Below are 24,234 nucleotides of genomic sequence, written 5' to 3' on the forward strand. Positions count from 1 at the left end.
GAAGAGATCAAGAGTGTTGCAGGATAACTACTATCAGTTATAAAGCAGCACTCTTTTTTGAAAGGATGGAAGATATGTTTGCAGACAGAGCAAAGATATTAATAAGATCTGGTAAGGGAGGAGACGGGCATGTAAGCTTCCGAAGAGAACTCTATGTCCCCAACGGAGGGCCGGACGGAGGAGACGGCGGACGCGGGGGAGATGTGATCTTCGAAGTGGACAAAGGACTGAATACCCTCCAGGACTACAGACATAAACGAAAATATCTGGCAAAGGACGGACAGGAAGGCGGCAAAAGAAAATGCCACGGGAAGGATGCTTCCGACATTATCTTAAAGGTTCCGGAGGGAACGGTGATCAAAGAGGCAGAGTCGGGAAAAGTCATTGCAGATATGTCGGGAGACAATTGCAGGCAGGTAGTCCTTAAAGGGGGAAGAGGCGGCCTGGGTAACCAGCATTTTGCCACGTCTACGATGCAGGTCCCCAAATATGCACAGCCGGGACAGCCGGGACAGGAACTGACGGTGCTGCTGGAGCTGAAAGTCATTGCCGACGTTGGTTTGATCGGTTTCCCAAATGTGGGGAAATCCACTTTCTTATCCAGAGTTACCAATGCAACTCCCAAGATCGCCAATTATCATTTCACCACACTGGCTCCCAATCTGGGAGTGGTGGATTTAAAAGACGCAAAAGGCTTTGTGATCGCCGATATTCCGGGGTTGATCGAGGGAGCCTCTGAAGGAGCCGGTCTGGGACATGAATTTCTAAGGCACATAGAAAGAACCCGCCTTATGATCCATGTGGTAGATGCTGCCGGTACGGAAGGGCGAAGTCCCATAGAAGATGTTTACAAGATCAATCATGAGCTGAGCAGCTACAGTGCAAGCCTGATGGAAAGACCGCAGGTCATTGCAGCCAACAAGACAGATCTGATCTTTGCAGGCGGGGAAGAGGATCCGGTAGAGCTTTTGAAAAAGGAGTTTGAACCGCAGGGTATAAAAGTGTTTCCTATTTCCGGGGCGACCGGCGAAGGACTGTCAGACCTGCTGTATTATGTTTCCAGGGAACTGGAGACCATGGATCAGGCGCCTGTCATATTTAATCAGGAATATTTTCCGGAGGAGGAATTGATCTACGAAAATCTCCCCTATACGGTAGAAGTAGAAGATGGAATCTATGTAGTGGAAGGTCCCAAGATCGAAAAAATGCTTGGATATACCAATCTGGATTCGGAAAAGGGTTTTGCATTTTTCCAGAAGTTTTTAAAAGAGGCGGGGATTTTGACAAAGCTGGAAGAAGCAGGCATAGCGGAGGGAGACACGGTTCGTATGTATGGTCTCCAATTCGACTATTACAAATAAGAAAGACTGAGGAGAGAAGAGATGACGACAAAGCAAAGGGCTTATTTAAAAGGCCTGGCAATGAATCTGGACCCCATTTTCCAGATCGGAAAAAACAGCATGACTCCGGAGATCACGGCTGCAGTAGAGGAAGCACTTGCGGCAAGGGAACTGATAAAGATCAGCGTCCTGAAAAACTGTGCGGATGATCCCAGAACTCTGGCAGAGATTCTGGCAGAGCGGACACATGCGCAGGTTGTCCAGGTGATCGGGAAAAAGATCGTGCTGTACAGAGAAGGAAAAGAAAAGCAGAAAAGGATCCAGCTTCCCAAATAAGCAGGCATGAAAAAAAAGAGAAGCAGGAGAAGAAACTATGAAGATTGGAATCATGGGAGGAACCTTTGATCCGGTACATAACGGACATCTGATCCTGGCAGAAGCGGCGTTGATGCAATATCATCTGGACACTGTCTGGTTTCTCCCAAACGGGCATCCGCCTCACAAGCAGCAAAACACGATTGAATGTACCATAGAAGACCGGATCCACATGCTGGAACTGGCAATTGCAAAGCAGCCTTCTTTTGGACTGGAATTATATGAAACGAAGAAAACAGATATTGCATTTTCGGCAGATACACTGGAATATCTGGCCAGGACCCACGCAAAAGACCATCTTTACTTCATTATAGGCGGAGACTCTCTTATGACGATAGAGTCCTGGGTCCGCCCGGAAGACATTTTCAGATACAGCACTGTCCTGGCTACCTACCGGAATGAATTAAACACAAAGGAAGGACTGATCCGGCAAATTTCCCATCTTACTGAAAGATATCGGGGAGATATCCGACTATTTGAGACGCCCATCCTTCCCATCTCTTCCAGAGAGCTTCGCAGACAGATCCGAAGCGGGCAGCCCGTATCCGGAATGCTCCCGCCGGAGGTGGAGGCATATATCCGAAAAAAGGGGCTATACGGGGCACGGGATAGTCTGTCATTATGAGAGGATATAACGGATAGGTAAAGGTAAAGAAGAAACAGAAGAAAGAAAAAGGCTGTGATACAGGAACCAGAACCAAGATGGAAGGAGAGTACGATGCACCAGACGATCAGGCAGATTGAGGAAAAGCTGAAGGGACAAATGACCTATTCCCGATACAGGCATACACAAGGGGTTATGTATACCGCTTCCGCCCTTGCCATGCGGTATTCCTGCAATATCCGAAAGGCAATGCTGGCCGGCCTTCTCCATGACTGCGCAAAGTGTATTCCGGCAGAGGAAATGCTTCGGTTATGTGAGAGATATCAGGTATCTCTTTCCTCTCACGAGAAAGCGCATCCCCCTTTGATCCATGCAAAGCTGGGAGCGGCGCTGGCAAGAGAAGAGTACGGGGTAAAAGAAGCGGAGGTATTGGATGCGATCACCTGGCATACTACAGGCAGAGCAAATATGAGCCTTCTGGAAAAAATCATCTTTGTGGCAGATTATATTGAACCAAACCGTCCGGCTTTTGAAGGGATCGATCTGGCGCGAGCCGCTTGTTTTCGGGACATAGACGAGGGAGTCTGGCTGGTGTCCGGGCAATCTCTTCACCATCTGAAACAAAGAGGGATCTCCATTGACCGGAAAACAGAAGAAACCTACGAATTTTATCATCGCTAGAAGAGACTGAAAAGTGTTCCGATAAAAACAGATTGGCGATACAGACAGTTGAAGAGCAGGGAGGGAAACAGATTGAAGGAAATCAAGAAAATGGCAGCAACCATTTATCATGCATTGGATGAAAAAAAAGGAGAACAGATCCTAATTCTGGATGTTTCACAGATTTTTTCCTTTGCAGATTATTTTGTCATTACCAACGGTTCCGGAAGTACACAGATCCAGGCGTTGGTAGATGAAGTGGAGGAAAAGATGCACAAAGCAGGATTTTCTCTGAAAAGCAAGGAAGGACGTAATATGTCCACCTGGATGCTGCTGGATTACGGAGATGTGATCGTACATATTTTTGACAGGGAAAGCAGAGAATACTATCACCTGGAAAGGATCTGGTCCGATGCAAAGGCAGTGGATCCGGAAGAAATCCTGTCCTGATACAGAAAGTTGTAAAAACGCTGTAACCTTTGTTATTTCAGGCTACAGCGTTTTTTATGAGGGGGAGTCTATATACCTTGGGTTCATTTCGTTTTCACGACAGAAGAACGAAACTGTAGAAAACAGGTACAGACCACCCCTCTTGTATTTATATGATTGTATTTATACGGGTTGTATTTGTCCTCGCCTGCAAAGAGCAGCTCTGTCCTGCTGGCTGCAATGACCTGTGGTTTTTCTATCAGGAAACATGAAAGCGGAATACGCCGATCACCTTGCCCAGGATATCACAGTGGGGGACGATGATGGGTTCCAGCGCGTCGTTCTCCGGCTGAAGCCGGAACATCCCATTGCTTTCTTTATAAAAACGCTTTACGGTAGCGCTGTCGTCGATCAGGGCGACTACGATTTCTCCATTTCTTGCTACCGGACATTGTTCCACCAGGATCAGATCTCTGTCCAGAATCCCGGCCTGAATCATGCTGTCACCTCGTACCTTCAGCATATAGGTGGGATTTTGGGGGATATATTCCGTAGGAACAGGAAAGTAGTCCTCGATATTTTCTTCGGCAAGGATCGGTTCTCCCGCAGCCACCTGTCCCACGATGGGAACATTGGCCATTTCCCGGCGCATCAGCATAAAATCATCGTCCAGAATCTCGATAGCTCTTGGCTTGGTAGGATCCCGGTGAATGTACCCGTTTTTCTCCAAAGACTCCAGATGTGCATGGACAGAGGAGGTGGATTTCAAATGAACTGCCTGGCAGATGTCTCTTACGGCAGGCGGAAATCCCCTTTCTACGATCTGCATTTTAATATAATCTAATATTTCCTGCTGTTTTGCACTGATCTTACCCTGAGCCATAATATCCCTCCACACATCCGTTTTCGTGTTTTCATTTTAGCATAGGCAAAATGAAAAGGCAAACACTTATTCAGAAAATATGTTCGATTTTTTTGCAAAACAGATTGACAAACACCTGTTCTGGTGATATGATTCAATAGAACAAACGTTCCGAACATTTGTTTCTAAAGGAGGGAGAGAACTTATGAGGAATACATCAGCAACAGGCCACGTGTCGGTCACCCGAAATTATCGTCCGGGAGCTGCCCAGAAAAGGAGAGAGGCGGCGATTAAAAGGACCGTTATACTTACTATGGGAATCATCATTATCATTCTTTCCCTTATTTTTATCAACAGGATGAATGCTCTGGATCACAGCTTTGCAAGGGAAGTCAATCGCCAGAAGTATTATAAGAGCGTTTCCATTCAGGATGGAGACACTTTGTGGGAGATCGCTTCCCAGAATATGTCCGATGAATATGCATCCGTAGAGTCTTATGTAGAAGAGCTGAAGAAAGTGAATGATCTGGCATCTGATCAGATTTCTATCGGACAATATCTGACTGTTCCTTATTATGTATCGACCAATTAACAGATTCACGAACCAGGAACGAATCAATCAATCGATCGATCATCGGGCAGACAGATGGATAACCAGGATATGTAATAAGAAACAGAAAATCTGTTTCTATTATATATAAGTATTATACTTACCCCATACAGAGCTGATCGTCAGAGAAGAAGATTTTCTGCGATCAGCTTTTCCCATGCTTGTAGCCATGTCAAAGGAAATACATCTATACGTCAAATACTGATTTTTTTAATAGATATAGACATCCGACAGCAGGCGTGCTATACTATCCATGATTATCAGGGTGTATTCCTTGATTTGTGTGTGACTGATGAAAACTGTCTATTCTGTTGCGATCCATACAGGGTCCTTATTGAGCCTATCATCAAAGGAGAATTTTTATATGGCCATTGAAAAAAACTATCATGAAAGCACACAGCTTTCTTATACGCTGCGGTTGCGGGAACTGCTCAAAACCCTGCCGCCTTTTGCCAAAGATTATTTTCGGGCGATCGAGCCGACTTCCTCTGCCAAAACCAGGATCAACTACGCCTATGATATTCGTGTTTTCTTTCATTTTCTGATGGAGGAAAATCCTGTCTATCGAAATTATTCCATGGATCAGTTCCGTCTGGAAGATCTGGAGCGGGTTGAGCCTGTGGATATTGAAGAATATATGGAATACTTAAAGGCTTACGTCCGAACGGACGATAAAGAATTATTGACCAATCAGGAAAAGGGATTGTCCCGAAAAATGTCGGCTCTCAGAAGCTTTTACGCCTATTATTTTAAGCGGCAGGCCATTGAAAAGAATCCTACCTTGCTGGTGGATATGCCAAAGCTGCATGAAAAAGCCATTGTACGACTGGATGCGGACGAAGTGGCTTCTTTGCTGGAATATGTAGAGAACTGTGAGTTTCAGCTGTCAGGTCAGGCGCTTCTTTATTATAAAAAGACAAAAGAACGGGATCTGGCTATTATGACCCTCCTTCTGGGTACAGGAATCCGTGTATCCGAATGTGTTGGCCTGGATCTCACCGATGTGGATTTTAAAAATAACGGAATCACCGTCACCAGAAAAGGTGGAAGTCAGATGGTCGTGTACTTTGGAGAAGAGGTAGAAAAGGTGCTGAGACAATATATAGAAGGCAGCCGTTCAGCCATTCAACCGGCTGCCGGCCACGAATCCGCCCTGTTTTTGTCTACGCAGAGAAAACGAATGGGGGTTCAGGCTATTGAAAATATGGTAAAAAAATATGCCAGACAGGTCACTCCACACAAAAAGATCACGCCTCACAAGCTTAGAAGCACCTATGGTACCGCCCTTTATAAAGAAACAGGCGATATCTATCTGGTGGCAGATGTCCTTGGCCATAAAGATGTAAATACCACCCGAAAGCACTACGCCGCCATTGATGAAGATCGTCGGAGAAAGGCTGCTTCTGCCGTCAAGCTCCGGGAAGACTGACAACGGATAAAACCGCCGTAACCCTCTTGTGTTGCCACGGGGCTGCAGCGGTTTTCATTTCCTTTTATCATTTCCTTTTATTACAAGCTTTTTAATTGCAAAAACATCTTTTTCTTGCCAATCTCTAGGTTGCTTTCTATTAAGTCGCTTTAAATACCGCTTTTTCCGCTCTGACGACTCCTCTTCCACTCCAGCATTTCCTTCAGGACGTGGACCGTTCCCTCTATCCCAAGAAGAGAGCTGTCCAGGCAGCAATGATAATGTTCTGCCATTCCCCATTTATTGCTGGTAAAATAATTGTAATAAGAAGCGCGTTTCTTATCTTCTTTCATGATCAATTCCCTGGCCTTTCCCCGGGAGATCTCCATGGTATCTGCAACCCGTCTGACACGGTCATCCAGATCAGCGCGGATAAATACGTGAACGGCATTTTTTTGATCTGCAAGGGCATAGTCCGAACAGCGCCCTACCAGAACACAATTCCCCTCTTTTCCGATCTTCTGGATCGCATGGAACTGAGCCAAAAAAATCTTATGATTCAGAGGCATATCTGCCTGGATGCTGGTAGGATACCGCATGGCATAAAGATCCATCGCCAGCGTGTAGAGCAGACTGCTGGTAGGTCTTTCGTCATGGGTTTCAAACAGTTCTTTTGCAATATCACTTTCCTCTGCAGCTATTTCCAACAACTGCTTATCATAGAAGGCAAGATCCAGTTCTCTGGCAATACGCTCTCCTATCTCACGCCCGCCGCTTCCAAACTGTCTTCCGATTGTCAATATGATCGGTGTTTTCATAGGATCACTCCTCTCCCTGTTTACGGTTCCGATAGAAAGTTTCCGGTTCTGACAGAAAAATTGTTCTGTTTACACAGAAACATTCCTGTGATTTTCCTATATTATATCATATTTTCACGAAAATGTAGGTTTTATTTTAAATATAGTTTTTATTTGCTTTTATTTCAAAGAGTTCAGCAAGTGTACAAAGTATGCGGGAAGAGGTGCCTGAAATTCCATATAATCCCCTGTTCTCGGATGCTGGAATCCCAGGATTTTTGCGTGAAGAGTCTGTCCCTGGAGTTTTGGAAATTCTGATTTTCTGGGACCATACACCAAATCCCCCAGAATGGGATGCCCAATACTTGCCATATGCACGCGGATCTGATGGGTCCGCCCGGTCTCCAGACGGCATGCGATGTGCGTGTAGCGCTCAAAACGCGTTAAAACCTGATAATTTGTGGCGGCAGGCTTTCCATGTCTGGAGTGGGTACTCATCTTCTTTCGCTCTATGGGATGGCGTCCGATGGGAGCTTCCACTCTTCCCTCCTCTTCTTTTAACCGGCCATGTACGATGGCTTCGTATACACGGCAGATAGAATGTTCCTTTAATTGGCGGGAAAGACTTTGATGTGCCATATCATTTTTGCAGACCACCAGAGAACCTGTGGTATCCATATCGATGCGGTGGACGATCCCGGGGCGCAAAACTCCATTGATTCCCGACAGATTTTCCCGGCAGTGATACAGAAGTCCGTTGACTAAGGTTCCGGACGTATGTCCATTGGCAGGATGAACCACCATCTGCTTTGGCTTGTTGATCACAATAATATCCGCATCTTCGTACAGGATATCCAATGGGATGTCCTCCGGCAGAACGTCCAGTTCTTTTGCCTCCGGAAGGGTGAACTCAATAACATCTCCGGCATTTATCTTATAGTTGGCCTTCACAGGAATATGATTAACAAGGACCTCTTTCTCCTTCAGGAGCTTTTGGATATAAGATCTGGAGAGCTCCTCCATCTGCTGTGCCAGGTAGGCATCAATCCGTTTTCCGCTTTCCTCTGCCAAAAATTTCTTCAAAATCTTCCTCCTTGTAATAACATAGAACAAAAAAGACTAACAGGAATGCTGTTACCGTCACATAGATATCCGCCACATTAAATACCGGGAAATCAATGAGCTTGACATAAATAAAATCTACAACATATCCCAGGCGCACCCGGTCTATCATATTTCCCAAAGCTCCGGCCAGCAGGATGGTCAGGCACATCTTTAATGGCAGGAACCGGGGAGATCCGGAGGCCTTTCTGAAAAACCAAAAGACTGCCACTATCAGCAAAAGGCCGCTGATCAAAAATAAGATCCGCTGATCCTGCAGCAATCCAAATGCCGCTCCTCTATTCTCCAGATAGGTAAGCTCCAGTACTCCGGAAATCAGAGAAATATCTTTTTGTCCTTTTAGATGAAGCACCACCAGGTATTTGCTCCACTGATCCAAGAGGATCAGGATGGCGGCAAGGACCGGATAGCTCCAGATCGGTATTGTTTTCTTCTTCATACAGTATGGTTCTCCTCTTTATTTTACCAATTTTATTGAGTTTTATTCTGGTTTCCGGCGTTTATCGGATGCTGTCATGTATTACCGGACATCTCCGTACAGATCTGCCAGCTTTTTCACACTGACTCCCTGACGATACCAGGCGCGCAGACGATACATCTTCCACATCAGCAGAAGCTTGGGGATAATTCCTTTGGGGAATCTTCTGCCGGAGGTAACCAGTCTGTGTGGGGTGAGTCTTACAGGGATCTTTTGCGCACGCAATGTCAGGGAGAACTGGTAATCCTCCATAATCGGAAGCTCCGGAAACATTCCCAGTTCAAAAAAGAGGGAGCGTTCCAGAAAAATTCCCTGATCCCCAAAGGGAAGTCCTCTTTTTTCTGCACGGAAGTTTGAGAGCCGGCTGCAGATGTGCATCAATATATTTCGTGAAGGGAACCGGATTCCAAAACATCCCACCGGATTTTGCGCAATGACCTCCAGAATCTCCCGTTTTGGAAAAGGCGGCAGTAAACTGTCACAGTGGAGAAAGAACAAAATATCTCCCGTACTCTCCTTCGCCCCCAGGTTCATCTGAAGGGAACGGCTTTTGGAGCAGTGAAGCACAGGATATTCCTCTCCCAGAAGAGAAAGCGTAGCGTCTTTACTGCCACCGTCCACAAAAATGATCTCGTGAAAGGCTTCTTTCGTTGTCTGGATCTCTTCCAGCTGCCGCTTCATCTTCCGGATGGTATCTTCTTCCTGGTAGATGGGAATGATCACAGAAATACGCAGCAAACCAAGTACATAAAAAAACGTATACTGGGTGGGAAGTCTTTTGGAGCTTCGGGCTCTTTGCAGGTAGCCAAGCAGGTCTTCAAAAACATCCATATCCTCTCTGGTTCCTGTAAATCCCACCGAAAATCCCGCTTCTTCGATCCGAGAGACGGTCTGTTCCAAAACTGCAGAATGTCCGTAAGAAGACAGTCCGAAAGCTTCCCTGACAGGCTGCTTCATCCCTATCAGATAATAACCTCCGTCTTTCGTTCGCCCAAAGACCACGTCCTGATCCAGCAGTCTTTCAAAGGCGGCTTCCAGATCTTCCCTGGACAATTCCGGTACATCTGTCCCTATCAGAACGCAGCTTTCATAACCTGCCTCCAAAACCTGGCAGATAGACTGAAACATTCGTACCCCCAAAGTTTCTCCCTTTTGCGGGAAAAACCCTTTCAACTGTTTGGACCATGGCTGTCCGAAACTGCTTTCTTTCAGAAACGGTTCTTCCGCGGGCTTCTCTTCCCAAAGCTGTTTTAGCAGTTGTTCTTCCTGGGCGGTATCCGAGGCATGAAACACATAGATGTCTGCGTCTATCCCCCTTAAAGTCCTTTGAATATCCAAGAGGAACATTTTATGAAGAAGGGAGCATTCCTCCGGAGAAAGTCGGGGCATCATCCGTGTCTTTGTTTTACCGGGAACCGGAGCTCGTGTAAATAGGATCACAGCACGTTTCATTTCGTATCGGTCACTTTCTTGTTCTGCCTGTCTGTGTACAATTTTTTCAACAATACCACCAAAACTGAGAGGGCAAATAAAATGAGAAGTCCCATTACAAAGAGTCTGGCGCCTCCTGTCAGCATTCCTCCCACATAGGAATAGACGATGGTTGCCGGAAGCTGCCCGATTCCGGTTGCCAGAAAGAAGGAGCCAAAAGACATGGAAGTCAGTCCGGCTGCGTAGCTGACAATATCAAAAGAAACAAAAGGAAGCAGCCGGCAGATCAATATGGTATGTTTCCCATATTTTTCAAAGTAGCCGTCTATGTGCTGAAGTCCCGCCTTGCTGGTGAATTTTTCGGCAGCGTCCCGTCCCAGGGCTCTGGAAAGAAAGAAGCAGAGAGCGGCTCCTGCCATGGCGCTGCTCCAGGAAAGGATCGCCCCTTTCCACCACCCAAAAAGACTTGCATTGGCAAAGGTGATAAGAAAGGCCGGCAGTGGCGCAGCCACCGATTGAAACACCATCAGAAGAAAAGAGATCAATGCTGCATAGATTCCATAGGATGCTACAAATTCTTTTACTTTCTGAAAGTCTCCGCTTGCAAACATCCGGATCACATCAGACAGTTTTTCCCGAACGGCAGGGTGCAGCAGCATCGCAGCTCCCACCAGTAAAAATCCAATACAGATATACCTTTGCTTTTTATGCTTCATGTTCTGTTTGACTTTGCATTCCCCGGATACAAAGTCCTCTCCTTTCTTTTTCGTTTTTGCCCTCAATTTCCTTTCTGCTTTGATGCCTGTCCCTGTTGGCTGTCCGAATCTTTTCCATATCCGGAACCTTCTTCAGGCGATAGTATTTCAATCTTGCCCGGTTCCAAAGCGAATGTCTGGTATCTGCCTGTTCCTTCCTGCCAAGGATCTCCACAAGGAGGTGGGAGGCATCCTTACAGCCGCCTCTGACAAAATTCCCGGAGCAGGTGGCGCAATAGGTAGAAAGAGGCTCCTTTCCCACCTTTCTGCGAAGCTGAAAAGCCAGTTCCGGCTCCCGGATACTGGCGCATCCCCCCATACCGCAGCACTGCACGGACTGGATGAGCTCTTCCGGATTGGCAAGAAACGGACGGATCTGCCTTAGCATCTCCTGTTTCTCTCTGTCCGGACAGGGAAGAAAGAGTCTGTTTTGAAATACCTTTTGCCCCCAGCCCCATTCGGTCAGCTTTTCATAGATACTGACCACCCTGACCGTCAACTTTGACTTCAAAAAGCTGTAGCAGTTAGGGCAGAGTACGATGATCTCCTGAATGTTCTCTGACGCAAGAAGGTTTTCCAGGCTTGCTAGCTGCTCTGTCGTCTCTTTTTCCAGTCCCAGCTCGTCTACCGGCTTTTTACAACAGTCCAATAGAGTCCCGATTCCCTTTTCCCGATACAGCTTTTCGGCCAGGTATCTGGTGGTTTCCGGGTAAAATGATGGAAAATTGCACCCGGGAAACAGAACACTTCCCGCTGTCAGATTTTTCGTATTGCGAAACAGATAGGACTCTTTTTCCCAAAGAAGGAGTCCGTAACCGACAGACTTTAAATGCGAACGGCCGGTTTTACAGTCAGAAATCCTCTGCTCCAGAAGGATCTGCCTTCCGTCGATCCCCATGGGACAGACAGCGTAGCATTTCCCACACAAAAAGCAGTGGTATGCCAGATCCTTTACCTTGGGATCTCCGATATCCAGATGATATTTCGTCAGAAATTCGCAATGTCTCTGACAGTTTTTACAATGAATGCAGGCCTCCTGCCGCGTTCGGTTTTTCGATAGTTCCGGCAATTTCGACCCGCTTTCCTGTGCTTGTCTATCCATTTTCTCTTTTCCTTCTATCTGTGTGCTTCTCTTCTTGATCTTCTGGTACTTCTTTTGCTTTTGTTTTCGATGTTAGCTTTCTTATGATCTATTTTTCTTTTATCTCTTTTTCATCAATGTGGTAATTCTTTTTCAGCCTCATACTCAGAAGTGAAACCAAAAGAACCAACACCAACGCAGCTCCAAAATATAAAAACCGATGTTTCCCCGCAGTGATCCCGGCCGCTCCGATGGTATAGGCTGCCGTTCCCGGGATCATAAACAAAAAGGTCCCAAAGGCGTAAGTGCGAAAAGGCATATCTGTGATCCCATAAGCAAAATTCTGGAGATTGAAGGGAAATAAAGGGATCAGTCGGGTGATCATCAGCAGAACCAGCTGATGGTCGCCGGATTGGTCAAACAGCCACTTTTTCAGAAGTGCGTTCTTCATCACCACCGGCTTCAGACTGTCCCGCAGAAAATACCTTCCTGCCCAAAAGGAAACCATAGCTCCCAGAGTAGTCCCCGCCAGGCAGCAAAGTGTGCCAAGCCACGGGCCAAACAGCATTCCTCCCAAAAGTGCAAACGTGATTCCCGGAAGAGCCAAAGCCACGCACCCTACTATGGTAAACAGCAGATATACTCCCACTGCCGCCGGGAGATTATCCTGTACCAGATCTCGCAGCCCCTTCAGATTGTCCAGATCTTTCCAGTAACGACTCCATCCAAAAATTTGGTTACAAAGAAACAGAATCAACAGACAAAGTAAAAACATCCAAAGTTTTTTCTGCTTCTTCCATCTGCTCTCTTTTTTCACAGGCTTCTCCTCTCTTTGTTTTTGTCCGTTTATGTTTCAGCATCCAAACGTTCCAGATCTTTGCTGAGAGGATTTAGGTAAGGCAGATAATATCCCCTCTCCGGCTGTAGAAAGAATTCCGGATCCAGTTCGTCGAATCGAAAGCTTTTCCGCCCGCCTGCTTTGGATCGGTCCCAGAAGTATACGACTTCCTCCAAGCGCATATAATACGCCACATTCCTTGTCGAATAGTAGATCAAAAGAAAGGAGACTCCCTTCTGGTTTTGGAAATCCTGCATAAATTCCACCTGATGTGGATGAATGTTCTGTAAAGGAAATGTATCGGACACACATTCCTTAGCGTCAAAACAGACGGGGATCCCCTGAACGGCTCCGATGTAGTCTACCGTACTGCGTTCCTGAAAATAAGCCAGTGTGATCTGCCGATGTTCCTTGTCCATGCGCACCGGCGTAATCGGAGTGGGAATCTTCTGGATCAGCGCCAGCCGTCTGTCCCGATACCATTCGTTGGTACGATTGATCATTTCTTCCAGTGTAGAGCCGCGAAGGCCTCTTGTTGTCCATGTTCCCATACTGTCTCCTTTATCAGTGCTCCAAAGCTGTCCGGAACCGGCGCTTGAAAACTTTTTTGTGAGAGATGCGCCAATTCCTGCTTGATGACCGGAAAATGCATTTCATAAGCGTGCAGGAGCTGACAGCGGATCCCATATCGCTTTTTTAGCTGCAGGTTCCATTTGTCGTCGCCGTATTTCCCGTCGCCGGCCAGAGGATGTCCTGCCGAAGCCAGATGCGCCCGGATCTGATGGGTTCTTCCCGTCACCAGATGCACCTTTAACAGCGTCATTTCCTGATTCCATGCGATGGGATCATACTGCGTCACAATTTCTTTTTCTTCTTCCCGGCCGATCCTGACCTGATTGCGGAGGGTGTCCTTCGTTAAATATCCTGTCAGCACTCCTTGCTCCCGAATCCTTCCCTTTACCAGACAAAGATAATACTTTGCAAGGGTTCTGTCCTTTAGAAGAGCGGATAAGGTCTGCAATCCCGCAAGAGAAGTTCCTGCCAGGATCAGACCGCTGGTATTTCGATCCAGACGATTGCATACGGAGGGGCGAAAGGTCTGTAACTCTTTTGCTGTCAGTTTTCCCGTAGCCATCAGATAGTCTATGACATAATCCGACACGGACACATCCTGTGGGGCGGCTTTTTGGGACAGCATTCCCACAGGCTTATTCAGTACGAGAATATGTGCGTCCTCATAAATGATCTGAGGAAGACTTCCCTGATATCCTTTGGGGATTCCTGACTGCTTTGGACCAACCAGGAATTTTTGGATGGTCTCCTCTGACAGAAACAGGCAGATCACATCTCCCCGGGACAGGATCTCTTTGCCGCTGGCTTTCTTTTTGTTCAGTACGATATTTTTCTTTCGCAGCATCTTGTAAAGAAAACCGGAAGGCGCCTGCTCCAGATATTTTCGCAGCAGCTTATCCAATCGCTGTCCTGCCTCGTTTTCTGTCACTTTCAACTCTCGCATCCATTTCTCCTTTTACATAGACATGTCTGTTACAGACTGAATCAGCTGTCTGTAAACCTCCTGCCTTTCCCTGGTGGCTTTTGCCACGTCTGCCATGGCGTTCATTCCCTCTACCCTGGAAAGAAAGGGCGCCCGGTCTCCAAAAAATCTGACGGTGAGATTCGTGTGGCCGGATTGTTTCAAAAATTCCTTCAAGAAATTTTCCGTCTCCTTTGTCCTCTCTTTTTGCTCTGTTAAATAGCCGCACAACAGGGCTTCATACACCACGACCGCTCCCACAGAGACCGTTTTTCCATTGACGGCGATCATCAGGTCATAGCATTTCTCCAGAAGCTTTCCTTTCTCCTCCAGTTCCCGGAACAGCTCCTCAGAAAGCCCCTTGTGAAAAAACAGGGAAATTCCGCGGATTGCCAGGATCAGAGCAGGAATATATGCACTGAGGGCCAGCAGCGTCATAAGATTAGTCAGCGTATGCGTATGATAGTATCCGGCCAAAAGCAGTAAGGCGGTACCTACCGTACTCAGAAGAACCAGCTTCAGGATCTTTCCTCTCCGTTTTCTGATATTTCCAAACTGTCCTTTTGTCTTCATCTATATTTTCTCCCATCCGGCAGATTTTCTGTCAGGATCTCATATGTTTCCTGCTCGATATCCCGAAAATCCTGGATAAAATAATCTGCCAACTCTTTTTTCTTTTCCAGTTGTAACAAAGAAAAATCGTCCGCCACTGCACAGACTCTCATACCGGCATTTTTTCCTGCCAAGATTCCCATGGGAACATCCTCAAATACCAAACACCTGTCGGGACGGATCCCCAGCTCCCGGGCCACCAGAAGATAGACATCCGGCGCCGGTTTTCCCGCCTGCACTTCTCCTGCCGTCCTCACCACGTCAAACAGATGAGACACCTGAAGCGCACGCAAGGTATCGTCCACCAGAGATTTGGCATTGCTGGTTGCGATCCCGATCTTTTTTCCTGCCTTTTTCATCTTCCGGATAAAATTTAAGACGCCCTTTTTTAAGGTGACCTGGGTGGTGTATGCCTCATAAGCCATATCGATCCACTCTTCTATCATTTCCTCCCGGCTGCAGGTCAGATTCGGAAAACTTTCCAAAAAATAATCGGCCACTTCCTCACAGCTCATTCCCTCTATGATCTCGTGGAATCCTTCCGGCTGGCGCAGACCGTATTTTTCCATATAGCGATCGTCCAGTCCCGGCCATACCCACATGGAATCGATCAAGGTTCCGTCCATATCAAAAATAATTCCGTCAATATTTGTCAGCATAGGTTCCTCCAAGTTCTTTTATCTCTTTCGGCGTAAGCAGACGACAGTCTCCCGGTTTCAAAGAGTCATCCAGCTGCAGGCTGCCCATACTCTCTCGCTTCAGGTAAACCACCTGGCAGCCACAGGCAAGAAACATTCTCTTGACCTGATGATACTTTCCTTCGCAGATAGTAAGCCGTACTCTGGAAACTTCACCCTCTTCCAGAATCTCCAGGCTGGCCGGAGCCGTTTTCTCTTCTTTTTCAGCAGTTCCGATATTGACGCCTTCATAGAATCTTTGTCGGATATCTTCCGGAAATCTCCCCTCTACTTTTACGTAGTAACATTTAGGAACATGATAGGAGGGAGACAGAAGCCGGTGTGCCAATTCTCCGTCATTCGTGATCAAAAGCAGTCCTTCCGTATCCTTATCCAGTCTTCCCACCGGAAACAGATCCTTGCGTTTTGTTTTGCCGACACAATCCAAAACCGTCTTTTCCTTTTTATCCCTGCTGGCGGAAAGCACGCCGGCAGGTTTATTCAGCATATAATATTCAAAAGCGACAAAGGGAACTTCCTCTCCCTGAACCGTGACAACATCGGTTTCTGTGTCCACCTTCGCTTCCGGTCTTGTCGTGGTCGTGCCATTGACGGCCGCCTGCTTCTGGCGGATCAGTTTTTTAACGTCCTGACGGCTTCCTTTTCCCATTTCCGCCAGATATTTATCTAAACGTATCTTCATGAAAGCCTCCACCCGGCCAAATATTTGTTCTTTAAGGTTCCTCCGGAAAGCTTCCCCCATCCCAGAGAGTACCCGTCCACGCAGATCAGATACCATCCCTTTTCAGAAGGTGAAACGAGATCGGAAACCTCCAGGGTCTCTCCCTTCAGGTATTTTCGGACTCTTTCGTCTGCACGGGAAAAATCCAGTATTTTTTGATAGTCTTCCTTTTTCAGATACATGGCGAACGCCTGACTTGGCTCAAACCGGCGCTTTTTCCAATCTCCCAGGAGAAGCCCTGTCCTTAAGAATCTGGCTCCGCTAAGATCAGGAACTTCCGAAGGCATATAGTAAACCTTTTCCCCATGGATTTCCAGACGATCTTGGGAAAGCTCCCAGTTCACATCTTTCCAGAAGGAAATAAGTTCTTCCGGCACCTCCCGAACCCTGCCTCTTTGAGATTTTTGAGCGAGAGATCCAGATTTTCGAGGGCTTCCGGAAAGATCAAAAGCCTTCTCCCTCTTCTGAAGCAAAGCCAGATAATGCCCTTCTCCGTCCAGCCTGTGGGGAAAAATGCGGACTGTTTTTTTCAGGTCTTCCATCTGCGTATTAGAAAGTTGGGGAATCCCTTCTGCAAACCCGTCATACGGCATGATTGCCTGTATACTAAATTCCGGGCACTCCTGCAGCAGAAATTCAATGGCCTGTTCATTTTCCCTCTCATCGAAGGTACAGGTGGAATACAGGATCCTTCCTCCGGGGCGCAGCATAGCCGCTGCCTGAAGGAGGATGTGCTTCTGGATCTTAGAAAAGTAATCCGGTCCGTGTTCTTCCCAGGCACGTACCATCTTTTTGTCCTTTCGGAACATTCCCTCCCCCGAACAGGGAGCATCTATCAGGATCTTATCGAAGTATTCCGGAAAATACTGCGCCAAACGCCCCGGCTCTTCACTGAGCACCAGAAGATTCCCGATACCGAACAGCTCCAGATTTTTCAGAAGGCCCTTGGCTCTGGAGCTGCTGATATCATTTGCCACAAGCAGTCCCTCTCCTTTCAGCTTCGCTCCCAATTCAGTGGCCTTCCCGCCCGGTGCCGCACACAGATCCAACACACGTTCCCCCGGAACAACCGGAAGACGATTGGCAGGTGTCATGGCGCTTGGCTCCTGGAGGTAATACAAACCGGCCGCATAGTAAGGGTGTTTCCCCGGAGAAACGGCTGCCCCATCATAGTAAAAGCCATTCTCGATCCATGGAATGGGCGTGATGGGAAATGGACAGATCTCTTGGAAGGCTTCTACAGAGATCTTCCGGGTATTGACCCGAAGTCCGTAAAATCTCGGCTTTTTATAGCAGTCCATATATGCATCAAACTCCTCTTTTAAGAGGCGTTTCATTTTTTCTTCAAAAGAAACCGGCAGTTTCATCAGATACTCCTTTTTTCTATCAGTTGAACAGGTACATGACCCATAAGATTATAGCATAAAATTATACAAAACAAAAGACGGAGAAACAAAGTGTTCTCCGCCTGTCTGACTCATTTATCTGCAGTTTTTCAAAATCGTTTTCAGATATTCCCAGGTTCTCTGTGTGGATGCGATACTCAGTCTTTCCTGGAAAGAATGAACATCGAACATATCCGGTCCAAAGGATACGCAATCCAGATCCGGGCGATTTCCTACAAAAATCCCACATTCCAATCCCGCATGAACCATGGAAACCTCCGGTTCCTTTCCGTACAGTTCCCGGAAGGAAGCAACCATGATATCTCTTAATTCTGAATGAAGCTGAAACTGCCATGCCGGATATTCGCTGGTAACAAAAGGCGTACCGCCACTGGCAGTCACACACTGATCCAGCTCTTCTTTCAGCTGTTCCTTCCGGCTCTCTACCGAGCTTCTGAGAAGGTGTGCCGTCCTGACAGAGGCTTCCTTTGTTTCCACGATTCCCAGATTTAAAGAAGTTTCCACAATGCTTTCCAGCTTTCTGCTGTATTCGATCATTCCATTGGGAACCAGAACGAGATACTGGATCACAGACTCTGTTTCCTGGAAAGTAGCTGCCATGGCTTCTCCTTCCAGGAAGGAAGCGTCCACCGCCAGATTTGGTTCTTCTCCCATAAATTCGTGATCCCAGATTTCTTTCATCTGAAGAGCCAGATCTGTGATCTTCTGTGCTGTTTCTGTCTCCGACACCAGGACTTTGGCCGTTACGTCCATGGAAATAACATTGTCTTTGCTTCCGCCGTCGATTGATATCAGTCGGAAAGGAGTGTCCAGATAAGCCTTCCGGAGGAAACGGCCCATCATCTTGTGTCCGTTGCCTCTCTGCTTATGAATCTCCATCCCGGAATGTCCGCCGCAGAGACCATGGATCCGCACCGAAACGATAACTCCGTTTTCGCTGGTCCGGGTGAGGGGGAATTCTGCCTCATACTGGATCCCGCCGGCACATCCTGCCGTCAAAATACCTTCCTCTTCCGAATCGATATTGATCAGACGACTGCCCTTCAGCTGGTAAAGGTCTACCGTCTTGGCGCCTCCCATTCCCACTTCTTCGTCTGCTGTGATCAGAACCTCCAGGGGTGGATGGGCAATGTCGTCGCTGTCCAAAACAGCCATCGCCATTGCTACTGCGATTCCATTATCTCCTCCCAGGGTGGTATCCTTGGCCTTTACAAATCCATCTTCCACATAGATCTGCAGGGGATCCTTTTTAAAATCATGATCTGATTCCGGGCGCTTCTCACAAACCATATCCATGTGTCCCTGCAGGATTACAGGAGCGCTGTTTTCATATCCTTCTGTCCCCGGCTTTCTGATGATGACGTTGCCCGCCTCATCCTGAACCACTTCCAGTCCCCGTTCTTTTGCAAATGCCACACAGTGATCACTGATACGCTGAATGTCAAATGTTCCGTGGGGGATCCTGCACAGCTCCTCAAAAAAGCCGAAGACCTTTTGCGGCTGCAACTCTTCTAATACACCCATCTTTCTCCTCCTTTTGTCTTACTTTATTATGATTCCTCTTGGGAATTATTCGTAATCGTCTGCGTCCTCCTCGTAGGTGACATCAAGGTTGGAGGGCTCTTCCTGTTCCGGGATCTCCAGCTCGGAACGGTTGGAACGAACCATGTCGTAGCATTCCTGCAGAGAGGTTACCAGGCCGTCATACTTGGTGGTGTAGCTGTCCAGGGTATGAGCGATAGCGCTTTCTGCGTTAGCCAGCAACTCGTCTGTATAACGCATGGCTCCAATGCGGATATCGTTGGCGTCTCTGGTCGCATTGTCCAGGATCTCCTGCGCCTGTGCGGTAGCCGTCGTCACGATCTCGTTGGCCTGTGTGTACGCCTGCTGCATGATCTCATGCTCACTGACCAGCTCGTTGGTGTGGATCTGGGCGTCCTCGATCATATCCTGGGCTTTGCTTTGGGCATCTGCCAGGATCGCATCCTTGTTGGCAATGATCTTCTGATAGCGCTTGATCTCATCCGGCGTGCGCACGCGAAGCTCCCGAAGAAGCTCATCCATCTGATCCTTGTTTACGATGATCTTCGTCGTTGAAAGCGGCTGAAACTTACAACTGTCAATATACTCTTCAATTTCTTCAATAATCTGCTCAATACGGCTGCTCATCATTTACACTCTCCTTTTGTATTCCTCTTTTCCTTCATCATATCCATGACCAAGGTGGGTACGAACTGTGAAATGTCTCCTCCAAAGGAGGCGACCTCCTTTACGGTGGTAGAACTTAGATAAGAGTACTCCAGACTGGTATTTAAAAAGATAGTCTCGATCTCATCCGCCAGCTTGTGATTGGTCTGCGCCATCTGTAATTCGTATTCGAAATCGGTGATCGCCCGAAGTCCGCGAATAATGATGTCAGCCTCTCTTTCTCTGGCAAATTCTACCAATAATCCCTCAAACGGGACAATCTGTAGGTTAGGTATCTCTTTTGTTACCTCACTTAGCATTTTAACACGTTCATTCACAGAAAACAATGGAATTTTCGCTTTGTTGTTCAGTACTCCCACGATCAATTCATCCACCATTTTTGCGGAACGGCGAATGATATCCAGATGCCCGAACGTAACCGGATCAAAGCTCCCCGGATAGATTCCTCTTAGCATATTTCCTTCCTCCCCTGCGGCTCCAAAAATACGTGCTGATTTGTTTTGTATCGTTTGGTTTTTAGCAGAATATATCCCATTTTCTCCACATCCTCAAAGGTTTCATCCAGTGATGCCTCCACGATAAGGATCCCTCCGGGAGCAAGAAGCTCTGAATTCTTCAGATATTCCAGGACTTTCCTTTCCAACCCCTTTCCATAGGGAGGATCCATGAAGATATAGTCAAAGGATTTTTCGCCTTCCAGCCGGTAAAGGGCTGTCATGACATCGGAATGCAGCGTCATGGCTTTGGAAGTCAAAGAGGTTTTTTCCAGATTGTAACGGATGCAGTCCATTGCCCGCCTGTCCGCTTCTACAAATACTGCTTCTTTGGCTCCTCTGCTTAATGCCTCTATCCCTATGGCGCCGCTGCCTGCAAACAGATCCAAAAACCGGCAGTCATACAGATAAGGGGCAATCATATTAAACAATGTTTCTTTTATACGATCCGTAGTCGGTCTGGTGTTAAAGCCTTCCATACACTTGAGCGGGATCCTCCGCGCCGTTCCGGATATGACTCTCATAAAACTCCTCCTGTCTTCCTGGTTTCCTCTTGTTCTCTATCATTTTCTCCGGAGCTTCTACAGAAACTGTTCTTCGCTTTCCTGCTTACAGAATCCTGTATTTTCCGTTCTATCTGATTTCCAGCGGTCTGTATCTGTTTAAGCAGGCGTAGATCTCCTGCTTTCGCGGCATGGCGAGGTTTCCCGGCAGCGCATGTCCCAGCAGGCCGGAAAATCCTTCTCGTTCCAGGATAGCCCATGTTTCTTCCACGCTTTGGTGCAGCGACTTTTTTCCGTTAAAAACAGACCGCTCCATATAGAGCAGGATCTGTCCCAACGCCTGCAGCTGTTCGGGATCCTTCAGCTGCTCTACATACCGCATATCGATGACCTCATGGTTGATACAGATAGAATCCAGACCCTGTACCTTCTGTTTGATTCTGTCTCCCGCATTCAGTTTTCTGTCCGGAAAGACTTTCCGCTCCGAATAAGAGATCGAAGGACAGTCCTCTGGTATCTCAAGCCCCGGGTAAGCGGCTGCTTTTTCTTTTGCCATTGCTGTAATGTGGATTGGCTCGTACTTGTCCATCTGGATCACTTCATCCGCCACCTGAAAATACGAACCTGAACTTCCTGCCACCAAAATAGAAGAAATCCCGTGGGTCTGATACAGAGATCGTACTCTTTCAATAAACGGAGTGATCGGCTCCATTTCCCGCTGGATCACCTGCTGCATCAGTTCATCCCGAACCATAAGATTTGTAGCACTGGTATCCTCATCAATGAGGAGCAGTCTTGTCCCGGCCTCGATACTTTCCGTGATATTGGCGGCCTGGGAAGTGCTTCCGCTGGCATCTTCCGTGTAGAAGCTTCTGGTGTCCTTTCCGTTGGGCAGTTCCCCGATGAACATGGAAATATCCGTTCCCCGTATACTCCGTCCGTCTTCGGAACGGATCTTTACGGCAGAAGCTTCTGTGGCAACGTACTCTCTCCCATCTCCCTCTATGTGGGGGTAGATGCCGGCCTCCAGGGCTTTCAGCAGAGTGGATTTGCCATGGTATCCGCCTCCTACGATCAGTGTAATGCCTTCCGGTATTCCCATTCCTTCCACAACTCCTTTATGGGGAAGTTCTATCATTACCTTCATGGCATCTGGCGTATGAAAAGGAATTCCATCCTTCATAGGACGGCTGGAAATCCCCGATTCCCGGGGAAGAATGGAGCCGTTGGCAATAAATGCCACCAGTCCTCTTTCCTTTAGGCCGGACTGCAGGAAAGTGTAGTCATCTGCGAGAAAAAGCACTCTTTCCAGCCGTTTTTTGTCGGCTGTGCGAAACAGCAGAGCCTTGTCCACACACTTGGGAATAAAGTCAAACAGGATTCGTACCAGTTCATCGCTTTGAATGGTTCTTCCTCTGGCGGGAAATCCCACCTCAAACCGTAAAAGGATCTCTCCGTCGTCCGGTCGCACCTGGCAAGCCGTTCGTTCCAGCACCTCCTGCCGGCACCTGGTGATGGAGATCAAGCCGCTTTTTCCCGATCCCTTTGCCTGAAAAGAGTAGCTCTGAATTTCCTTTCCAAAGCACCGCAGAAGATAATCGGCAAAGGCAATCCTTCTGTGCTTTTCCTGATAGCAGTCCTGCGGAAACCCAGCAGTTCTTCCTTTTACACGGATACTCAGCCGGGAGGGCGCTGCAAAAGGATCTCCCTGCACATGGTCGATTCCCAGCAGATATTTTCCAAACTGGTATTGTCCCTTAGTTCCTTTATAAGCCGGATAGCTCCTGTGATTGATTTCCTGCAATAGTTTTCTTAAATCTTCTGATGTTTTTATCATACTTCTTATGAATGCTTCCTTTCTTTTTCAATTGGTGCAGGTGGCTTTTTCCGGCCATTGTCCGGATCTGCTTTCGGCCACGATCTGCCTAGTACGCGATGGCTTCTTCCCTCGTCATCCAGAAATGAATGCCCGTGGTGGAATCCATCCAGCGATCCTCGTTAAAATCCGCCACCTCCACAAATGTTCCTTTCCGATATACAAAATTTTCATCCACCAAAGACCAGGCCTCTTCAAATTCCTGCGTCTGATCAAAACTTTTGATGGTAAGGACCTTGGCTTTGCTGCATCTGCAGGAAGGCAGGGTTGCCGATGTCCGTTTGGCATCCGCCGGTATCAAAAGCTGTACCAGTCTGTCATTGACGCATTTTTTATAACCTAAAAAGGCTCCTTCTTCGGGGCATCGCAGCCGGAACCATCTGGTAGAATCATCAGAGATCACTCCTTCCAGGCAGGCGTGTTCCAGTACGGCGCCGTAAAGATCCGCTCCATTGATCCGGCAGCCCTGCATATTGCAGAAGCGAAAAGAAGCCGTTCGCATATTGGCTCCGGTCCAGTTGGCTCCCGCCATGCTGCATCCGTCAAACAGCGCATTTTCCACATTCGCGCCGGAAAAATCCGCCCCATCCAGCCGCACGTTCCGAAAAACCGCCCCTTTCAAATCGACTCCTGCAAAGTTCTTTCCGGAACTGTCCTGATCCTGGAAGAAAGCTCCTGTTCTTCCGATTTTCTCCTTGGAGGAAGGCGTTGTTGTCTCGTCTTTCTTTTCCGGAGGATTCTTTGTCACCATCAGTCCCTCACTCCCTTACTGTGTAAGCTTGGATAAATTTCTGTTTTTTCTTCTCTCTTACGGTAACCGGTCTGCAGAAAGGATCTACAGGTCTACGATCCTTGCCCGATGATGGATCGCCGGCAGAAATTTCTGCAACAGGTCCTTTGTTTTAAATTTCAAATGGCTGGTGTTGATCCCCGGATTACAGCCAAACCATTCTGCCTCTGCCACTTCCTTGTCGATGATCACCTGTACGTAATCGTCTTCATCCATTAACAGACCTGCGACGCTGGCAGATCCCGGCGTCGTCCCCAAATGCTCCAGCATCTTTTCCGGAGGAGCAAAGGACATCCTGGAAACGCCCAGCTTTTTGCTGAATTCAGATGTTTCAAAAGGCTTGTCAGCCGGCATCACCAGTAAAAAAAAGGTGGTTTTCTTCTGGTTGCAGAGAAATACGTTTTTTCGGATCTGTGTCCCGATCACTTCGTCGATCCGGGCGCACTCCTCCATGGAAGCTGCCGGATCATTGTCCACCTGCTGGTAGGGAATGTTCAGCTTTTCCAAGGTATCATACATCATCCGCTCCAGTTTCCCTCTCGGATCCTTTGGAGCCTGATTTCTTACTTCGCTGATATACATAGATTCTTCCTCCTTCGTCT

General features: G+C 47.5%; 28 protein-coding genes. 7 read left to right on the top strand and 21 right to left on the bottom strand.

Annotation, left to right across the window (positions count from 1 at the left end; all coding sequences use genetic code 11):
- Window positions 1-74: 74 nt before the first annotated feature.
- The 5 genes from obgE (at window position 75) to rsfS (ending at window position 3,429) form a co-directional block, all read left to right on the top strand.
- Window positions 75-1,361 (top strand): GTPase ObgE, encoded by a 1,287-nt coding sequence (gene obgE, locus SOW26_RS06375; protein WP_276960132.1) that lies wholly within the window; start codon window positions 75-77, stop codon window positions 1,359-1,361.
- A 21-nt stretch (window positions 1,362-1,382) separates the two neighbouring features.
- Window positions 1,383-1,676 carry a ribosome assembly RNA-binding protein YhbY gene (gene yhbY, locus SOW26_RS06380; RefSeq protein ID WP_154475483.1) on the top strand — a complete coding sequence of 98 codons (294 nt, stop codon included), beginning with the start codon at window positions 1,383-1,385 and terminating at the stop codon, window positions 1,674-1,676.
- 37 nt (window positions 1,677-1,713) lie between these two features.
- Window positions 1,714-2,340: a nicotinate-nucleotide adenylyltransferase gene (gene nadD / locus SOW26_RS06385; RefSeq protein WP_320652097.1), complete on the top strand. Its 627-nt coding sequence runs from the start codon at window positions 1,714-1,716 to the stop codon at window positions 2,338-2,340.
- A gap of 93 nt (window positions 2,341-2,433) precedes the next feature.
- Window positions 2,434-3,000, top strand: coding sequence for a bis(5'-nucleosyl)-tetraphosphatase (symmetrical) YqeK (yqeK, locus tag SOW26_RS06390; protein ID WP_276960134.1), 567 nt, complete (start codon window positions 2,434-2,436; stop codon window positions 2,998-3,000).
- 72 nt (window positions 3,001-3,072) lie between these two features.
- A complete protein-coding gene (gene rsfS, locus SOW26_RS06395; protein ID WP_154475489.1) occupies window positions 3,073-3,429 on the top strand; it encodes a ribosome silencing factor in 357 nt (118 codons plus the stop codon).
- 238 nt (window positions 3,430-3,667) lie between these two features.
- Here the strand turns inward: rsfS and lexA are convergent, their stop codons facing one another.
- Complete coding sequence (lexA, locus tag SOW26_RS06400) at window positions 3,668-4,291, bottom strand: transcriptional repressor LexA (RefSeq protein ID WP_154475491.1); 624 nt, start codon at window positions 4,289-4,291, stop codon at window positions 3,668-3,670.
- A 184-nt stretch (window positions 4,292-4,475) separates the two neighbouring features.
- On the opposite strand from lexA, the gene SOW26_RS06405 reads away from it, so the two are divergent.
- On the top strand, window positions 4,476-4,862 hold the full coding sequence (locus tag SOW26_RS06405) for a LysM peptidoglycan-binding domain-containing protein (protein WP_154475493.1): 387 nt from the start codon (window positions 4,476-4,478) through the stop codon (window positions 4,860-4,862).
- 382 nt (window positions 4,863-5,244) lie between these two features.
- Window positions 5,245-6,309, top strand: coding sequence for a tyrosine-type recombinase/integrase (locus SOW26_RS06410; RefSeq protein WP_276960161.1), 1,065 nt, complete (start codon window positions 5,245-5,247; stop codon window positions 6,307-6,309).
- A gap of 149 nt (window positions 6,310-6,458) precedes the next feature.
- On the opposite strand, the gene SOW26_RS06415 is transcribed toward SOW26_RS06410, so the two are convergent.
- The 20 genes from SOW26_RS06415 to SOW26_RS06510 form a co-directional block, all read right to left on the bottom strand.
- Window positions 6,459-7,106: a cytidylate kinase-like family protein gene (locus tag SOW26_RS06415; protein WP_276960160.1), complete on the bottom strand. Its 648-nt coding sequence runs from the start codon at window positions 7,104-7,106 to the stop codon at window positions 6,459-6,461.
- 159 nt (window positions 7,107-7,265) lie between these two features.
- Window positions 7,266-8,108 carry an RluA family pseudouridine synthase gene (locus SOW26_RS06420; RefSeq protein ID WP_235899444.1) on the bottom strand — a complete coding sequence of 281 codons (843 nt, stop codon included), beginning with the start codon at window positions 8,106-8,108 and terminating at the stop codon, window positions 7,266-7,268.
- Between the two features lie 19 nt (window positions 8,109-8,127).
- Window positions 8,128-8,646, bottom strand: coding sequence for a signal peptidase II (gene lspA, locus SOW26_RS06425; protein ID WP_154475501.1), 519 nt, complete (start codon window positions 8,644-8,646; stop codon window positions 8,128-8,130).
- 81 nt (window positions 8,647-8,727) lie between these two features.
- A complete protein-coding gene (locus SOW26_RS06430; RefSeq protein ID WP_276960162.1) occupies window positions 8,728-10,032 on the bottom strand; it encodes a TIGR04283 family arsenosugar biosynthesis glycosyltransferase in 1,305 nt (434 codons plus the stop codon).
- Window positions 10,033-10,133: 101 nt separating this feature from the next.
- On the bottom strand, window positions 10,134-10,775 hold the full coding sequence (locus tag SOW26_RS06435; RefSeq protein ID WP_418896396.1) for a TVP38/TMEM64 family protein: 642 nt from the start codon (window positions 10,773-10,775) through the stop codon (window positions 10,134-10,136).
- A 46-nt stretch (window positions 10,776-10,821) separates the two neighbouring features.
- The gene (locus tag SOW26_RS06440; protein WP_276960158.1) at window positions 10,822-11,973 is read right to left on the bottom strand and encodes a heterodisulfide reductase-related iron-sulfur binding cluster; all 1,152 of its coding nucleotides are present in this window, start codon (window positions 11,971-11,973) and stop codon (window positions 10,822-10,824) included.
- Window positions 11,974-12,061: 88 nt separating this feature from the next.
- Complete coding sequence (locus tag SOW26_RS06445) at window positions 12,062-12,769, bottom strand: TVP38/TMEM64 family protein (protein WP_320652099.1); 708 nt, start codon at window positions 12,767-12,769, stop codon at window positions 12,062-12,064.
- A gap of 29 nt (window positions 12,770-12,798) precedes the next feature.
- Window positions 12,799-13,341, bottom strand: a complete 543-nt coding sequence (locus SOW26_RS06450; protein WP_154475507.1) for a Holliday junction resolvase RecU — start codon at window positions 13,339-13,341, stop codon at window positions 12,799-12,801.
- Window positions 13,290-14,306, bottom strand: coding sequence for an RluA family pseudouridine synthase (locus tag SOW26_RS06455; protein WP_154475509.1), 1,017 nt, complete (start codon window positions 14,304-14,306; stop codon window positions 13,290-13,292). Before SOW26_RS06455 ends, SOW26_RS06450 begins: the two co-directional genes overlap by 52 nt.
- Before the next feature lie 12 nt (window positions 14,307-14,318).
- Entirely contained in the window at window positions 14,319-14,897 is a 579-nt protein-coding gene (locus SOW26_RS06460) for a hypothetical protein (RefSeq protein ID WP_320652100.1), read from the bottom strand.
- Window positions 14,894-15,595 (bottom strand): HAD family hydrolase, encoded by a 702-nt coding sequence (locus tag SOW26_RS06465; RefSeq protein ID WP_320652101.1) that lies wholly within the window; start codon window positions 15,593-15,595, stop codon window positions 14,894-14,896. The genes SOW26_RS06460 and SOW26_RS06465 overlap by 4 nt, the downstream gene beginning before the upstream one ends.
- On the bottom strand, window positions 15,579-16,316 hold the full coding sequence (locus SOW26_RS06470; RefSeq protein ID WP_320652102.1) for a pseudouridine synthase: 738 nt from the start codon (window positions 16,314-16,316) through the stop codon (window positions 15,579-15,581). Before SOW26_RS06470 ends, SOW26_RS06465 begins: the two co-directional genes overlap by 17 nt.
- On the bottom strand, window positions 16,313-17,722 hold the full coding sequence (locus tag SOW26_RS06475; RefSeq protein WP_320652103.1) for an RsmB/NOP family class I SAM-dependent RNA methyltransferase: 1,410 nt from the start codon (window positions 17,720-17,722) through the stop codon (window positions 16,313-16,315). Before SOW26_RS06475 ends, SOW26_RS06470 begins: the two co-directional genes overlap by 4 nt.
- A gap of 114 nt (window positions 17,723-17,836) precedes the next feature.
- Window positions 17,837-19,285 carry an aminoacyl-histidine dipeptidase gene (locus SOW26_RS06480; RefSeq protein WP_276960200.1) on the bottom strand — a complete coding sequence of 483 codons (1,449 nt, stop codon included), beginning with the start codon at window positions 19,283-19,285 and terminating at the stop codon, window positions 17,837-17,839.
- 45 nt (window positions 19,286-19,330) lie between these two features.
- The gene (locus SOW26_RS06485) at window positions 19,331-19,930 is read right to left on the bottom strand and encodes an ATPase (RefSeq protein ID WP_154478743.1); all 600 of its coding nucleotides are present in this window, start codon (window positions 19,928-19,930) and stop codon (window positions 19,331-19,333) included.
- A complete protein-coding gene (gene coaD, locus SOW26_RS06490; RefSeq protein ID WP_154475521.1) occupies window positions 19,930-20,424 on the bottom strand; it encodes a pantetheine-phosphate adenylyltransferase in 495 nt (164 codons plus the stop codon). The genes SOW26_RS06485 and coaD overlap by 1 nt, the downstream gene beginning before the upstream one ends.
- On the bottom strand, window positions 20,418-20,987 hold the full coding sequence (rsmD, locus tag SOW26_RS06495; RefSeq protein ID WP_276960199.1) for a 16S rRNA (guanine(966)-N(2))-methyltransferase RsmD: 570 nt from the start codon (window positions 20,985-20,987) through the stop codon (window positions 20,418-20,420). The genes coaD and rsmD overlap by 7 nt, the downstream gene beginning before the upstream one ends.
- A 109-nt stretch (window positions 20,988-21,096) precedes the next feature.
- Window positions 21,097-22,800: an ABC-ATPase domain-containing protein gene (locus tag SOW26_RS06500; RefSeq protein ID WP_320652160.1), complete on the bottom strand. Its 1,704-nt coding sequence runs from the start codon at window positions 22,798-22,800 to the stop codon at window positions 21,097-21,099.
- A gap of 91 nt (window positions 22,801-22,891) precedes the next feature.
- Window positions 22,892-23,593 (bottom strand): pentapeptide repeat-containing protein, encoded by a 702-nt coding sequence (locus tag SOW26_RS06505; RefSeq protein ID WP_154475527.1) that lies wholly within the window; start codon window positions 23,591-23,593, stop codon window positions 22,892-22,894.
- Window positions 23,594-23,677: 84 nt separating this feature from the next.
- Window positions 23,678-24,214 carry a prolyl-tRNA synthetase associated domain-containing protein gene (locus SOW26_RS06510; RefSeq protein WP_276960198.1) on the bottom strand — a complete coding sequence of 179 codons (537 nt, stop codon included), beginning with the start codon at window positions 24,212-24,214 and terminating at the stop codon, window positions 23,678-23,680.
- Between the last annotated feature and the right edge of the window lie 20 nt (window positions 24,215-24,234).

This window comes from Suipraeoptans intestinalis (assembly GCF_034091795.1).
Taxonomy (GTDB): Bacteria; Bacillota; Clostridia; order Lachnospirales; family Lachnospiraceae; genus Suipraeoptans; species Suipraeoptans intestinalis.